This is a genomic window from Pseudomonas hefeiensis, assembly GCF_030687835.1.
Lineage (GTDB): Bacteria > Pseudomonadota > Gammaproteobacteria > Pseudomonadales > Pseudomonadaceae > Aquipseudomonas > Aquipseudomonas hefeiensis.
The window spans coordinates 5585001-5599130 of sequence record NZ_CP117449.1 but is presented as its reverse complement, the minus strand read 5'-3'; the positions used below and the strand labels follow the sequence as shown (position 1 = coordinate 5599130).

12 protein-coding genes and 1 rRNA gene (1 of these 13 cut by a window edge) are annotated in these 14130 nt (G+C 60.0%); 4 read left to right on the top strand and 9 right to left on the bottom strand.

Features of this window, described 5'->3' with window-relative positions:
• Positions 1-73: 73 nt before the first annotated feature.
• The 3 genes from PSH57_RS25245 to PSH57_RS25235 form a co-directional block, all read right to left on the bottom strand.
• A complete protein-coding gene (locus tag PSH57_RS25245) occupies positions 74-1432 on the bottom strand; it encodes an 8-oxoguanine deaminase (RefSeq protein ID WP_305386035.1) in 1359 nt (452 codons plus the stop codon).
• Positions 1433-1678: 246 nt separating this feature from the next.
• Complete coding sequence (locus PSH57_RS25240; protein WP_305386034.1) at positions 1679-2365, bottom strand: SDR family oxidoreductase; 687 nt, start codon at positions 2363-2365, stop codon at positions 1679-1681.
• A gap of 25 nt (positions 2366-2390) precedes the next feature.
• Positions 2391-2741 (bottom strand): MerR family transcriptional regulator, encoded by a 351-nt coding sequence (locus tag PSH57_RS25235; protein WP_305386033.1) that lies wholly within the window; start codon positions 2739-2741, stop codon positions 2391-2393.
• A gap of 81 nt (positions 2742-2822) precedes the next feature.
• On the opposite strand from PSH57_RS25235, the gene PSH57_RS25230 reads away from it, so the two are divergent.
• Positions 2823-3251, top strand: a complete 429-nt coding sequence (locus tag PSH57_RS25230; protein WP_305386032.1) for a hypothetical protein — start codon at positions 2823-2825, stop codon at positions 3249-3251.
• Between the two features lie 96 nt (positions 3252-3347).
• On the opposite strand, the gene PSH57_RS25225 is transcribed toward PSH57_RS25230, so the two are convergent.
• The 6 genes from PSH57_RS25225 to PSH57_RS25200 form a co-directional block, all read right to left on the bottom strand.
• Complete coding sequence (locus PSH57_RS25225; RefSeq protein ID WP_305386031.1) at positions 3348-4274, bottom strand: ABC transporter permease; 927 nt, start codon at positions 4272-4274, stop codon at positions 3348-3350.
• Positions 4274-5380 carry an ABC transporter permease gene (locus PSH57_RS25220; RefSeq protein ID WP_305386030.1) on the bottom strand — a complete coding sequence of 369 codons (1107 nt, stop codon included), beginning with the start codon at positions 5378-5380 and terminating at the stop codon, positions 4274-4276. The genes PSH57_RS25225 and PSH57_RS25220 overlap by 1 nt, the downstream gene beginning before the upstream one ends.
• 11 nt (positions 5381-5391) lie before the next feature.
• Complete coding sequence (locus PSH57_RS25215; RefSeq protein ID WP_305386029.1) at positions 5392-6945, bottom strand: ABC transporter ATP-binding protein; 1554 nt, start codon at positions 6943-6945, stop codon at positions 5392-5394.
• Between the two features lie 538 nt (positions 6946-7483).
• Complete coding sequence (locus PSH57_RS25210) at positions 7484-8065, bottom strand: IMPACT family protein (protein WP_305386028.1); 582 nt, start codon at positions 8063-8065, stop codon at positions 7484-7486.
• A gap of 7 nt (positions 8066-8072) precedes the next feature.
• Positions 8073-8723: a TetR/AcrR family transcriptional regulator gene (locus PSH57_RS25205; protein ID WP_305386027.1), complete on the bottom strand. Its 651-nt coding sequence runs from the start codon at positions 8721-8723 to the stop codon at positions 8073-8075.
• Positions 8724-8841: 118 nt separating this feature from the next.
• The gene (locus PSH57_RS25200; RefSeq protein ID WP_305386026.1) at positions 8842-9762 is read right to left on the bottom strand and encodes a LysR family transcriptional regulator; all 921 of its coding nucleotides are present in this window, start codon (positions 9760-9762) and stop codon (positions 8842-8844) included.
• 122 nt (positions 9763-9884) lie between these two features.
• Here PSH57_RS25200 and aptA point away from each other — a divergent pair, with 122 nt between their 5' ends.
• From aptA to PSH57_RS25185, 3 genes are all read left to right on the top strand, one after another.
• On the top strand, positions 9885-11234 hold the full coding sequence (gene aptA / locus PSH57_RS25195; protein ID WP_305386025.1) for an omega-aminotransferase AptA: 1350 nt from the start codon (positions 9885-9887) through the stop codon (positions 11232-11234).
• Positions 11235-11306: 72 nt separating this feature from the next.
• Complete coding sequence (locus tag PSH57_RS25190) at positions 11307-12800, top strand: CoA-acylating methylmalonate-semialdehyde dehydrogenase (protein ID WP_305386024.1); 1494 nt, start codon at positions 11307-11309, stop codon at positions 12798-12800.
• 637 nt (positions 12801-13437) lie between these two features.
• A 16S ribosomal RNA gene (locus PSH57_RS25185) occupies positions 13438-14130 on the top strand (it continues 842 nt past the right edge of the window).

Below are 14130 nucleotides of genomic sequence, written 5' to 3'. Positions count from 1 at the left end.
AATGGTGGGTGTTTATGAAGTCAGCCTTGCCGCGAGACCTGTGGGAGCAAGGCTTGCCCGCGATGGCGTCCGGTCAGGCGCCGGCGATCAGCTCCCGCGCCGCCTGGCTGTGATCGGCAATCAACCCCTTCAGGTCCAACCCCTCGACCTGCCCGTCGATGACCCGCCACTGCCCGCCGATCATTACCCGGTCCGCCCGGTCCGCGCCGCACAGCAGCAGGGCCGAGACCGGATCGTGACTGCCGGAGAAGCGCAGTTCGTCGAGCTTGAACAGCGCCAGGTCAGCCTGCTTGCCCACCGCCAGTTCACCGATATCGCTGCGCCCCAGCAGTTGCGCCGAGCCGCGTGTCGCCCAGCCCAGCACTCGTTGTGGGGTGATCGCCTGCGCGCCATAGCGCAGGCGCTGGATGTACAACGCCTGGCGGGTCTCCAGGATCATGTTCGAGGCATCGTTGGATGCCGAGCCGTCCACACCCAGGCCCAGCGGTGCGCCGGCGGCGGTGAGTTCCAGGGTAGGGCAGATGCCCGAGGCCAGGCGCATGTTGGAACTTGGGCAATGGCAGATACCGGTGCCGGCGGCACCGAGGCGGGTGATTTCATCAGGGTTGAAATGAATGCCGTGGGCCAGCCAGGTGCGTGGGCCGAGCCAGCCGACGCTGTCCAGGTAGTCCACAGTGCGCAGGCCGAAGCGTTGCAGGCAGAAATCTTCTTCATCGAGAGTTTCGGCCAGGTGGGTGTGCAGGCGCACGTCGAGTTTCTCCGCCAGCTCGGCGCTGGCGCGCATGATTTGCGGCGTGACCGAAAACGGTGAACAAGGCGCCAGGGCAATCTGGATGTGCGCACCGTCGCCGCGCTCATGGTATTGGGTGATCAACCGCTGGCTGTCCTCGAGGATCACTTGTCCCTGCTGCACGGTCTGTTGCGGCGGCAAGCCTCCGTCAGCTTCGCCCAGGCTCATGGAACCGCGGGTCAGCATCGCGCGCATGCCCAGCTCTCGGACACTTTGCACCTGCACATCAATGGCGTTTTCCAGGCCTTCGGGAAACAGATAATGGTGATCGGCTGCGGTGGTGCAGCCTGAAAGCAGCAGTTCGGCCAGTGCCACTTTGCTTGCCAGGGCGAGTTTTTCCGGCGTCAACCGCGCCCATACCGGGTAGAGGGTTTTCAGCCACGGAAACAGCGGTTGGTTCACCACCGGCGCCCAGGCGCGAGTCAGGGTCTGGTAGAAATGATGATGGGTGTTGATCAGCCCCGGCAGGATCACATGCTCGCGGGCATCGAAGACAGTGTCACAGGGCTGGGTGGGTTGTTGGCCGGCGCTCAGCAGTTCGACGATCACGCCGTTTTGCAGGACGAGACCACCACGGGCATCGAGGTCGTTGGCCGTGAAGATGGCGAGGGGGTTTTTTAACCAGGTACGGGTCGCAGGCATGGTGGCCGGCTCCTCTGAAAGTGGGTTCAGGTTAGCCAGCTCAGTGATGCCCTGTCTGCTGATCCAGGGTCGCCCGTTGGAGGGGCGAGGTACGGAGTTTACTCAGGTTGAGGGGCACATTTCCAGAGTTGAACGGGAGCCATGTGGGAGCGAGCCTGCTCGCGATAGCGGTGTGTCAGTCGACATCATGGTGAATGTCAGACCGCAATCGCGAGCAGGCTCGCTCCCACAAGGGGAGGGCTTGGGTTACCAGGGAATCGTCTCGCCCTTGTAGTTGACGAAATGATGCCCACCCTTGCCGGCAAAGGCATTGACCTGATCAATCAGGCCCCGGGTGCTGGTCTCTACATCGATGTCCGCGCCTTCGCCACCCATGTCGGTCTTCACCCAGCCGGGGTGCAGTGACAGGACGGTCAGCGTCTGTTCGCCCAGTTGGCTGACGAAACTGTTGGTCATGGAATTGAGTGCAGCCTTGCTCGCCTTGTACAGCGCCAGTTCCGGGGCGTCTGGCATGGTCACGCTGCCCAGCACGGAGCTCATGAATGCCAGCACGCCGCTGCCATCACGGATCTGGCCGGCGAAACGCTGGGCCAGGTTGATCGGCGCCACGGCGTTGGTGAAGAACAACTGACCGACTTCGGCCAGCGTCGCGCCGCCGGGGGTCTGGGTATCAGGGCCTTTGACGCCGGCATTGACGAACAACAGGTCGAAGGTTTCGTCCTTGAGCTGCTGGCTCAGGGCGATGACGGCTTGCTGGTCGTCCATGTCGAGCTTTTCGATCCGCACCGGTCCAAGCGCCTTCAACGCCTCGGCGTTCTGCGGGTTGCGCACGGTGGCGGTCACGCTCCAGCCATCGCTCAGCAGTGTCTTCACCAGGCCTAGGCCCAGGCCTCGGGAGGCGCCAATGATCAATGCGTTTTTTGCCGAATTCATGAGGAGCATCCTTGATGAAAAAAGGTCACGGATTTAATGGACAACGTTGCCCGAGCCGTTGTTGCAGCTCGTGACGCAACGCGTCGAGTTCGGTCATACGGGTTTCGATCAGGTTCAGTTTGTCTTGCAGCAATTGCGTCACGGCGCGGTCCGGGTCCGGTGCGTGCCACAGGGCGGCGACGCTGTTACCGATCTCGCCGAGGGTAAAACCCAGGCGCTGGGCGGTCTTGATGTAGAGCACCAGCTGCACCATATCGGCGGGGTAATCGCGATAGCCATTGGCACTGCGTCGTGCCGCGATCAGCCCGCGTGCCTCATAGAAACGCAGCGTGTCACGGCTGACGGCACAGGCCAGGGCCAGTTCACCAATGCGCATGATGAGTCTCCGCAGGGCTTGACCCTGGAGCATACCCCAGGCTTTAGCTTCTTTGCTCCCCGATTATCTGGAGCAATGCCCATGTGGACTTCAATGCAATACCGCCGATTGGTGCGCGGCAGTGCCTGGTACGACCTGATCGTGACAGCGGCATTTGCCACGCCGTGGAGTTTTGCGGCGGTACACGGCGTGTTGGTGAGCATCAGCCAAATGTTAAACCTGCCGGGCGAGCTGCCAGCGTTCGCGCCGGTGCACATGCTGATGGCGAATTTGTTGGGTTCGATTGTCTGTGTATGGGCGGTGCTGCGGATTCGTGATCCGCAACCGCTGTACGGGCGTTATGACGCGGCGGGACGGTTTCTGTTTGCGGCCTGGCAGCTTTATGCACTACTTCATGGGGCCAGTGCGGTGTTGTGGGTTTTTCTGTTTTTCGAGTTGGTGTGGGGCGTTATGCAGGTGTTGCCTGTTCGGGCTTCATCGCGGGCAAGCCTTGCTCCCACAAGTCACTGAAAGTCTGTGGAGTTCATGAAAGCACTGAAAGTCTGTTGAGTTCATGAAAAACTGTGGGAGCAAGGCTTGCCCGCGACAGGCGCGCCGCGGTCTATCTCAATGCCCCGCCTGCCAGGGCTGCCCCAGCGACACGGGCGCATACAGCCGGGTACGCACGGCATCCCGGGACAACAGCACCAGCACCACGATGGTTGCGACATACGGCAGCATCGCCAGCAGACTCGACGGAATCGCCAGCCCCAACCCCTGGGCCACCAGGTGCAGGATGCTGGCGAGGCCAAACAGATAGGCGCCCAGCAGCAGGCGCCAGACTCGCCAACTGGCGAAGACCACTAGCGCCAGGGCGATCCAGCCGCGTCCGGCGCTCATGTTCTCGGCCCACATCGGCGTGTAGGCCAGCGATAGATAGGCACCCGCCAGCCCGGCCATGGCACCGCCGAACAGCACCGCGAGGGTCCGCACCCGCAACACTGGCAAGCCCATGGCGCTGGCGGCATCGGGATTTTCCCCCACCGCCTGGATGATCAGCCCGACGCGACTTTTCACTATCACCCACGCTACCAGGGCAAACAGTGCAAAAGACAGGTACACCAGCAGATCCTGGGCAAACAGCATCCGCCCGATCAACGGGATGTCACTCAAGTAGGGAATCGCCAGTGGCTCGAACCCCGCCAGCGGCTTGCCGACCCAGGCTGCTCCGACAAAACTCGACAGCCCCACGCCGAAAATCGTCAGCGCCAATCCGGTGGCCACCTGATTGGCGTTGAACGCCAGCGCCACCAACGCGAACAGCGCCGATAACAGCATCCCGGCGGCCATTGCCAGCAGCACGCCAAGCCACAGGTTGCCGCTGTTGAACGCGACGATAAAACCGATTACCGCGCCGAACAGCATCATGCCTTCCTGGCCCAGGTTTAAAACACCGCTTTTCTCGCAGATCAGCTCACCCAGGGCCACCAGCAGCAACGGTGTGCCGCAACGGATCATGGCGTAGAAAATATTGCTCAACAGGTCGATATCCATCACAGCGCTCCTGCCTGTACGGCGGTGGTCCGGGTGCGCCGGGCCCAGCGCAGGTTCAGGCGTGGCCGATAGAGGATCAGTACGTCGCAGGCCAACAGGAAAAACAGCATCATGCCCTGGAACAACTGGGTGATCGCCTGGGGAAGGTTTAGCGACATCTGTGCGCTTTCGCCGCCGATGTACAACAAGGCCATCAACAGGCTGGCGAACAGAATGCCGATGGGATTCAGACGCCCGAGGAACGCCACGGTAATCGCCGCATAGCCGTAGCCCGGCGATACCTGCGGCACCAGTTGGCCGATTGGCCCGGTCACTTCGCAGACACCAGCGAGCCCGGCCAGCGCGCCGCTGATCAACAACGCCAGCCACACCAGCGGCTTCTGACGGAAGCCGGCGAAACCGGCGGCGCGAGCGTCCAGGCCCAACACTTTGATTTGAAACCCGACAAAACTTTTCTGCAGCAACACCCAGACCGCCACCAGCGCCAGCAGGGCGAAATACAACCCGGCATGAAGCCTCCCGTCTTCCACCAGCAATGGCAGGCGACTGGCATCGCCGAACATGGCCGACTCCGGAAAGTTGAACCCGGCCGGGTCTTTCAGCGGCCCGTGAACGCAGAACAGCAGCAGGTTCAGCGCGATGTAGTTGAGCATGATGCTGGTCAGGATTTCATTGGCATTGAAGCGCGTGCGCAGCCACGCCGTGAGCCCGGCCCAGGCGGCACCGGCCAGGGTGCCGGTCAGCAGAATCAACACCAGTGTCCAGCGGCTTTGCATGCCGATGATGTTCACCGCGACAGCGCTGCCGGCCAGGGCGCCCAATAGCAGTTGTCCCTCGGCGCCAATGTTCCAGATTCGTGCCTGGTAGGCCACCGCCAGGCCGAGGGCACAGAGCAGAATCGGCAAGGCCTTGACCAGCCATTCGGACACGCCGTATAGATCGCTGATCGGTGCGATCAACAAGGTGTACAAGGTTTGCAATGGATCATGCCCCAGCGCGGTGAACAGCAGCGAGCCACAGCCCAGGGTCAATACGGCGGCCAGCAGCGGCGAGCACCAAAGCATCAGGCGCGATTGTTGGCCGCGGGGTTCAAGAGACAGCAGCATAAAAAACTCCGTTAGACCGTCGCGGGATCAGGGGACTGAGGGGCGTCGAACTGGCCGGCCATCCAGCCGCCGACGTCGCTTGGCCGGGTTTGGACGGTGGGCCGCAAGGCGGACAAACGCCCGCCGCACAAAGCGCCGAGGCGGTCGCTGATCTGGAACAGTTCATCGAGGTCTTCAGAGATCACCAGAATCGCGGCACCCGCGTCGCGCAAGGCAATCAGGGCCCTGTGGATGGTCGCTGCCGCGCCGACGTCCACGCCCCAGGTCGGATGTGCCGCTACCAGTAGCTTGGGCTGCTGAAGGATTTCCCGACCAAGGATGAATTTCTGCAGGTTGCCCCCCGATAGGCTGAGCGCCGGGGTTTTGGTGTCAGGCGTCTTCACCCCAAAACGACGGATAATCTCCTCGGCCAGGTGCTCGACCTTGCGCCGTTGAATCAGGCCGCAACTGATCAGTCCTTGTTGGAAGGCGCTGAGCAGGGCGTTATCCGCCAGGCTCAACTGCGGCACGGCGCCGTGGCCCAGGCGTTCGGCTGGAACAAATGCCAGCCCGAGGCGGCGACGGGCATCGGGGCGCAGATGCGCCACAGGTTGCCCGTCGAACCGGATCGTCTCGCCTTTGTGGCGGGGCAGTTGCGTTTCACCGCTGAGCAATGCCAGCCACTCGTCCTGGCCATTACCCGCCACTCCGGCGATACCGACGATTTCACCGCTGCGTACCTCAAGGTCTATATCGCGTAACGAGCAACCGAACGGGTCTGGGTTTGGCCATGACAGTTTGTGGATCTCAAGGAACGCTTTGTCTGCACTGACCTTGGGATAGTCTGCGATCAGCCCGGCCGCTTCGCCGACCATCAACTGTGCCAACTCCTGGTCCGAGCATTGCGCCGGTGTGCAATGCCCCGACACCCGTCCGCCGCGCAGCACCGTCGCGCTGTGGCACAACGCGCGGACCTCGCCCAACTTGTGGCTGATGAACAAAATGCTGCAGCCTTCGCTCGCCAGGCGCCGCAGGGTCACGAAGAGGTCTTCGGCTTCCTGGGGCGTCAGCACTGAGGTGGGTTCATCGAGAATCAGCAGGCGGATGTCCTGTATCAAGCAGCGAATGACCTCCACCCGTTGGCGCTCGCCAATCGACAGGCTGTGGACCAGCCGCTGCGGCTCCAGGGCCATGCCGTAGCGTCGGGAAACTTCGCGGATTCGTGGCTCCAGTTGCGCCGGTGTGCCGGCCGCCGCGCCCATGGCCAGGGCGATGTTCTGCGCCACGGTGAGGGTTTCAAACAGCGAGAAATGCTGGAACACCATACCGATCCCCAGGCTGCGGGCCTGGGCCGGGTTGCGAAGGTCGACCTGTTGGCCTTGCCAGATCACCTCGCCCGAATCGGCTTGGGTAACGCCGTAGATAATCTTCATCAGGGTGCTTTTGCCAGCGCCGTTTTCGCCGAGCAGCGCGTGGATCTCGCCGGGCTGGATACTCAGGTCGATGGCGTCATTGGCCAGGCAACCAGGGTAGCGTTTGCTGATCTTGCGCAATTGCAGGCGCGGGATGGAATCGGGGTCGGACATGACAGGCTCGGGTCAAGGGACATGAATGCCTGTGGATAAAGCAATTTCCTGGCCAGTAGGTCAGGAAATGTCAGCGAGCCCCGCGCTTTGGCTGTCGGCTTGGCATACACGCCAGCACTTGCACTATTGATCGGGCACCGCAATGGGGCGAGCAGGGTGATCCGGGCGTTGTTTGTGCCCCGAAACGGGTGGTTAAAAAATGATCAGGCGACTGCGAGCCATGTTTTTCATGGGACGGGGTGAGCCATGAACGGGTTATCCACAGGATGTTCCACAGTTATTGTGCGCAAGCCTGAGGGTCAGGCATAACCAGCGCCCGGCTTTCTTCTAAAGGTGATAAAACCTCGCAAGCATTTGTTTTGCTGACGAATTCGTACAGAAAACAGTGCTTTGATCAAAAAACGCACAACGGCCGCAAAGCCGCATGACAGAAGGGTTACAGCGGAATGTGCTCAGGTTATCCACAGTCGGGTGCACAGTGGATGTGGGCAAGTCGCACAATGGGCTTTGCCCTGAAAAGTCGCAGAAACCTTCGCTCTCATCGCTCCAGCAGAATCCGTCCACGGCTCAGGTCGGCCAATTGCTTTTGCAATGTTTCGATCTGCGCTTCACCCACGGCCACCTGCAAGTCCGCGCCATTGGCTGTAAAGCTCTCTGCGTTCACCAGCCCGCCGCATTCGGCCACCCGCAGTTTCACCAGAGCCAGTTCCGCGAAACCGCAGGTGCAGCGCAGCGCCACGCGGCTGATCAATTCAACCTTCTCGGCGTTTTGCAGGCATTTGTTTGCGCCCCCGCCATACGCCCGGGCCAACCCTCCGGTGCCCAACTGAATTGCGCCGTACCAACGGATCACCAGCACCACGACCTGATCGCAAGCCTGGGCTTCGATGGCCGCCAGAATCGGTCTCCCGGCGGTGCCACCCGGTTCGCCGTCGTCGTTGCTGCGGTATTGGTCGCCGAGTTTCCAGGCCCAGCAGTTGTGCGTGGCGTTCAGATCGCTGTGCTGTTCTATAAAGGCCACGGCATCGGCGGGGCTGGTGATAGGGGCGGCGAGGGTGATGAAGCGGCTTTTGCGAATCTCTTCGCGGTATTCACAAAAGCCGGTGAGGGTAAAAGGCATGAGGATCTTATAAAGTTGGTTTCAGGCCGCAGCCCTTGAGAATGATGCGGATCAGGTTGTCGCCGGCATCAATCATGTCCTGCTTGGTCAGCTTGCTGCGCCCGGTCACGCGGCAGATCTGGGTGGCGAAGTCGGCGTAATGCTGAGTACTTCCCCACAATAGAAAGATCAGGTGCACGGGGTCGATCGGATCCATCTTGCCGGCATCGATCCAGGCCTGGAACACCGCCGCGCGACCGTTGAACCAGGCGCGATAATCCTGGTTGAAATATTCAGTCAGGCATTCCCCCCCGCTGATCACTTCCATGGCGAAAAGCCGGGACGCTTGGGGCTGGCGGCGGGAAAACTCCATTTTGGCGCGTATGTAGCGGGTCAGGGCTTCGGCCGGATCATCCTCGGCGGTGAGGGTATTAAAGGTGCTGTCCCACAACTCGATGATGTTGCTCAGCACCGCCACGTACAACCCAAGCTTGTTGGTGAAGTAATAATGCAGGTTCGCCTTGGGCAGCCCGGCTTTCAAGGCAATGGCATTCATGCTGGTGCCTTTGAACCCGTGACGGGCGAATTCATCTTCGGCAGCCTTGAGAATGGTCTCTTCGTTTTTTTGACGAATGCGGCTGGTGGGCTTGCCGCCGTGGGCAGGGACTTCAAAGGTCATGGGCTTTTCCGGGCTGGGTCTGTGGGGCAAGCAAATGCGTTGATAGCGCACCGGCAGCGATCCGACAAGTGCCATCACACCAAAAGCCCTCAGTGGCGATCGACATAGGGTCAAGGCGTTAGCGAGTTGCCGCCAGACTCTGGAGAAAACTCTCCAGCACCAGATGAGGCCGACGCCCCTTGCGCGTGACCGACGCCAGGCTCAAATCATAGAAACGGACCGTGGGCTTGAGGGCGCGCAACCGTCCCTGCTGGACCCACAGGCTAGCGTAATGATCCGGCAGGTAACCGATGTAGCGCCCTGTAAGAATCAGGAACGCCATGCCTTCGCGGTCCGATGCACTGGCAGTGCAATTGAGCGCCTGGTAGTGGGCCTGGATCTCGGCGGGCAGGCGGAAGGTTGGTGCGATTGCATCCTGGCTGTCGAGGCGAGCGTCGTCCAGTTGTTGGTCATCCACATAAAACAGCGGATGCCCGACCGCGCAATACAACAGCGAGCGTTCGCTGTAGAGCGGTTGATACTCCAGCCCGGAAAGGGCGCTGGCCTGGGGCACCACGCCGACATGCAGTCGACCGTCAAGTACGCCTTGTTCGACTTCATTGGGAGCGATCATGCGAATCTGAATCTGCACGTCAGGCCCGCGCTCCTTCAATTGGGCCAGGGCATGGGTGATGCGCATGTGGGGCAGGGTGACGAGATTATCGGTCAGGCCGATGATCAATTCGCCGCGCAAGTGCTGATGCAGGCCGTTGACTTCGGTGCGAAAGCTTTCCAGTGCACTTAATAGTTGCAACGCCGATTGATAGACCTCGCGGCCTTCCTCCGTCAGGGAAAAGCCCGCACGCCCGCGCTGGCACAGCCGCAGGCCAAGACGCTGTTCAAGGTCGCTCATCTGCTGGCTGATGGCGGAGCGACCGATCCCAAGCACCGTTTCCGCTGCGGAGAATCCACCGCACTCCACCACGCTGCGAAAAATGCGCAACAGACGAATATCAAAGTCGCTGACCTGGGCCAGCGGATCGGGACGACGCGCACTCATAGTTTAGTGATCCGCTGACTGAAGGTTAGAAAAGTTGGATTTCACCGACTTTATCGCCGTGGCAAGTTAGCTGCAAGAACGTCTTTCGATCCCTGTCGCTCCTATCCTGCGAGGTTTTGTCGATGAACATGCCCGAACATGCTGCCGGCTCCCTGGCCAGCCAGCTCAAGCTTGATGCCCACTGGATGCCTTACACCGCCAACCGCAACTTCCAGCGCGATCCACGTCTGATCGTCGCCGCCGAAGGCAGTTGGCTGGTGGATGACAAAGGGCGCAAGGTGTACGACTCGCTGTCGGGTCTGTGGACGTGCGGCGCCGGGCACACCCGCAAGGAAATCCAGGAAGCGGTCGCCAAACAGTTGGGCACCCTCGATTACTCGCCGGGCTTCCAGTACGGCCACCCGTTGTCGTTCCAGCTGGCGGAAAAAATCACCAGCCTGACACCGGGCAACCTCAACCATGTGTTCTTCACCGACTCCGGTTCCGAGTGTGCCGATACCGCGGTGAAAATGGTCCGCGCCTACTGGCGTCTCAAGGGCCAGGCGACCAAGACCAAGATGATCGGTCGTGCTCGTGGTTACCATGGCGTGAATATCGCCGGTACCAGCCTTGGCGGCGTCAGCGGTAACCGCAAGTTGTTCGGCCAGGCGATGATGGACGTTGATCACTTGCCCCACACTTTGCTGGCAAGCAATGCCTATTCTCGTGGCATGCCAAAAGAGGGCGGTATCGCCTTGGCCGACGAGCTGTTGAAGCTGATCGAGCTGCACGATGCCTCCAACATCGCCGCGGTGTTTGTCGAACCGATGGCCGGTTCCGCCGGTGTGCTGGTGCCGCCTGAGGGTTATCTCAAGCGCCTGCGGGAGATCTGCGACCAGCACAGCATCCTGTTGGTGTTCGACGAGGTCATCACCGGGTTCGGCCGCACCGGTTCGATGTTCGGTGCCGATAGTTTCGGCGTGACCCCGGATCTCATGTGCATTGCCAAGCAGGTCACCAATGGCGCGATCCCCATGGGCGCGGTGATAGCCAGCTCCGAGATCTACCAGACGTTCATGAACCAGCCGACGCCTGAGTACGCGGTGGAATTTCCCCATGGCTACACCTATTCGGCGCACCCGGTGGCGTGCGCGGCAGGTTTGGCGGCGCTGGATCTGCTGCAAAAGGAAAACCTTGTGCAGAACGTGGCTGAGGTTGCACCGCATTTCGAGAATGCCTTGCATGGCCTGAAGGGGGCGAAGAACGTCATCGACATCCGCAACTATGGCCTGGCCGGGGCGATCCAGATCGCAGCGCGTGATGGCGACGCGATCGTGCGTCCGTTCGAAGCAGGCATGGCGTTATGGAAAGCCGGGTTCTATGTGCGCTTCGGCGGCGACACTCTGCAGTTCGGGCCAACGTTCAACAGCAAGCCACAGGATCTGGATCGTTTGTTCGATGCGGTCGGTGAAGTGCTGAACAAGCTCGACTGACGCATCCTTCTATATAGCTTTCAATATGGGCGTCCGGCAGTGGGCGCCTGTGGATAACATTCTGGAGTCCCCATGAGCCTCATTGCGCATTTGATCAATGGCGAACTGCTGAGCGACAGCGCTCGTACCGCCGACGTGTTCAACCCTTCCACCGGCCAGGCGATTCATAAGGTGCCACTGGCTGATCGTGCGACGATCCAGCAGGCTATCGATGCGGCCAAGGCGGCTTTTCCGGCCTGGCGCAACACACCGGCGGCCAAACGAGCGCAGGTAATGTTCCGGTTCAAGCAGTTGTTGGAGCAGAACGAGTCGCGCATCGCCCAGTTGATCAGCGAAGAGCACGGCAAGACCCTGGAAGACGCGGCCGGAGAGCTTAAGCGCGGCATCGAGAACGTTGAGTTCGCCTGCGCGGCACCGGAGATTCTGAAGGGCGAATACAGCCGCAACGTAGGTCCGAACATCGACGCGTGGTCAGATTTCCAGCCCTTGGGCGTGGTGGCGGGCATCACCCCCTTCAACTTCCCGGCGATGGTGCCGCTGTGGATGTACCCGCTGGCGATCGTTTGTGGCAACTGCTTCATCCTCAAGCCGTCCGAGCGTGACCCGAGTTCGACGTTGCTGATCGCCCAATTGCTTCTGGAAGCCGGGTTGCCCAAAGGCGTGTTGAGCGTGGTGCATGGCGACAAAGCCGCAGTGGACGCGCTGATCGAAGCGCCGGAGGTGAAGGCGCTGAGTTTTGTCGGCTCCACGCCGATTGCCGAATACATCTATGCCGAAGGCACCCGGCGCGGCAAACGCGTTCAGGCACTGGGTGGTGCTAAGAACCACGCGGTTTTGATGCCGGATGCAGATCTGGATAACGCCGTCAGTGCGCTGATGGGGGCGGCCTATGGGTCGTGCGGCGAACGCTGCATGGCGATTTCGGTGGCGGTGTGTGTGGGCGATCAGGTAGCGGATGCGCTGGTAGCCAAACTGGTGCCGCAGATCAAGGCGCTGAAAATCGGCGCGGGTACGTCGTGTGGACTGGACATGGGGCCGTTGGTGACCGGTCAGCATCGGGACAAGGTCAGCGGCTATATAGAGGATGGCGTGTCGGCGGGTGCTTCGCTGGTCGTCGATGGCCGTGGCTTGAGTGTGGTCGGGCATGAAGAAGGCTTCTTCCTGGGTGGCTGCCTGTTTGATCGCGTGACGCCCGAGATGCGCATCTATAAGGAAGAGATTTTCGGGCCGGTGCTGTGCATCGTCCGGGTCAACAGCCTGGAAGAGGCGATGCAACTGATCAATGATCATGAGTATGGCAACGGCACCTGCATCTTCACCCGTGATGGCGAAGCGGCGCGGTTGTTCTGCGATGAGATCGAGGTCGGCATGGTGGGCGTCAACGTTCCATTGCCGGTGCCCGTGGCCTATCACAGCTTTGGCGGTTGGAAGCGTTCGCTGTTCGGCGACCTGCATGCCTATGGTCCGGACGGGGTGCGTTTCTATACCCGTCGCAAGGCGATTACCCAGCGCTGGCCGCAGCGTGCCAGCCATGAAGCTTCACAGTTCGCGTTCCCCAGTTTGTAATCGGGTCAGTGAAGAGGCCGGCGCCCTTGGGCGCCGGCCTCTGTGTTTGCAGGGCTTTTAGACTGATGTGACAGAATTGTGAAAATAGGTGTTGACGGCAAATCCTGGACGTCTATAATTCGCCCCACTTCCGGCGCAGTCGAAACGTAAAACTCCTTGAGTTTCAATGAGTTAAACGATTTTTGGCGGCGCAGGGCTTCAGATCATCGAAGCCTGGGAAGCAGTTAGTGGGGCGGTTTACATGGCTCCGTTAACGATTCGGTCTTCTCGATCGAAAGCGGTCAAAAAGAGGTGTTGACAGCAGCGAGTAACGCTGTAGAATTCGCCTCCCGCTAACGAGAGATCGGAAGCGCAAGTGGTTGAAGTTGCTGAAGTTTTGGAAAGCAAAACTTTGAAAACTTCAAAAATAACCGCTTGACAGATACACCGGGCGCTGTAGAATGCGCGCCTCGGTTGAGACGAAAGACTCAGCCCACCGCTCTTTAACAACTGAATCAAGCAATTCGTGTGGGTGCTTGTGGAGTCAGACTGCTAGTCAACAGATTATCAGCATCACAAGTTACTCCGCGAGAAATCAAAGATGTAACCAACGATTGCTGAGCCAAGTTTAGGGTTTTCTCAAAACCCAAAGATGTTTGAACTGAAGAGTTTGATCATGGCTCAGATTGAACGCTGGCGGCAGGCCTAACACATGCAAGTCGAGCGGTAGAGAGGTGCTTGCACCTCTTGAGAGCGGCGGACGGGTGAGTAAAGCCTAGGAATCTGCCTGGTAGTGGGGGATAACGCTCGGAAACGGACGCTAATACCGCATACGTCCTACGGGAGAAAGCAGGGGACCTTCGGGCCTTGCGCTATCAGATGAGCCTAGGTCGGATTAGCTAGTTGGTGAGGTAATGGCTCACCAAGGCGACGATCCGTAACTGGTCTGAGAGGATGATCAGTCACACTGGAACTGAGACACGGTCCAGACTCCTACGGGAGGCAGCAGTGGGGAATATTGGACAATGGGCGAAAGCCTGATCCAGCCATGCCGCGTGTGTGAAGAAGGTCTTCGGATTGTAAAGCACTTTAAGTTGGGAGGAAGGGCATTAACCTAATACGTTAGTGTTTTGACGTTACCGACAGAATAAGCACCGGCTAACTCTGTGCCAGCAGCCGCGGTAATACAGAGGGTGCAAGCGTTAATCGGAATTACTGGGCGTAAAGCGCGCGTAGGTGGTTCGTTAAGTTGGATGTGAAATCCCCGGGCTCAACCTGGGAACTGCATTCAAAACTGTCGAGCTAGAGTATGGTAGAGGGTGGTGGAATTTCCTGTGTAGCGGTGAAATGC

Excerpts from the sequence above, each read along its gene's own strand:
- PSH57_RS25245 (WP_305386035.1), bottom strand. The coding sequence starts at position 1,432 with ATGCCTGCGACCCGTACCTGGTTAAAAAACCCCCTCGCCATCTTCACG.
- PSH57_RS25240 (WP_305386034.1), bottom strand. The coding sequence starts at position 2,365 with ATGAATTCGGCAAAAAACGCATTGATCATTGGCGCCTCCCGAGGCCTG.
- PSH57_RS25235 (WP_305386033.1), bottom strand. The coding sequence starts at position 2,741 with ATGCGCATTGGTGAACTGGCCCTGGCCTGTGCCGTCAGCCGTGACACG.
- PSH57_RS25230 (WP_305386032.1), top strand. The coding sequence starts at position 2,823 with ATGTGGACTTCAATGCAATACCGCCGATTGGTGCGCGGCAGTGCCTGG.
- PSH57_RS25225 (WP_305386031.1), bottom strand. The coding sequence starts at position 4,274 with ATGGATATCGACCTGTTGAGCAATATTTTCTACGCCATGATCCGTTGC.
- PSH57_RS25220 (WP_305386030.1), bottom strand. The coding sequence starts at position 5,380 with ATGCTGCTGTCTCTTGAACCCCGCGGCCAACAATCGCGCCTGATGCTT.
- PSH57_RS25215 (WP_305386029.1), bottom strand. The coding sequence starts at position 6,945 with ATGTCCGACCCCGATTCCATCCCGCGCCTGCAATTGCGCAAGATCAGC.
- PSH57_RS25210 (WP_305386028.1), bottom strand. The coding sequence starts at position 8,065 with ATGCCTTTTACCCTCACCGGCTTTTGTGAATACCGCGAAGAGATTCGC.
- PSH57_RS25205 (WP_305386027.1), bottom strand. The coding sequence starts at position 8,723 with ATGACCTTTGAAGTCCCTGCCCACGGCGGCAAGCCCACCAGCCGCATT.
- PSH57_RS25200 (WP_305386026.1), bottom strand. The coding sequence starts at position 9,762 with ATGAGTGCGCGTCGTCCCGATCCGCTGGCCCAGGTCAGCGACTTTGAT.
- aptA (WP_305386025.1), top strand. The coding sequence starts at position 9,885 with ATGAACATGCCCGAACATGCTGCCGGCTCCCTGGCCAGCCAGCTCAAG.
- PSH57_RS25190 (WP_305386024.1), top strand. The coding sequence starts at position 11,307 with ATGAGCCTCATTGCGCATTTGATCAATGGCGAACTGCTGAGCGACAGC.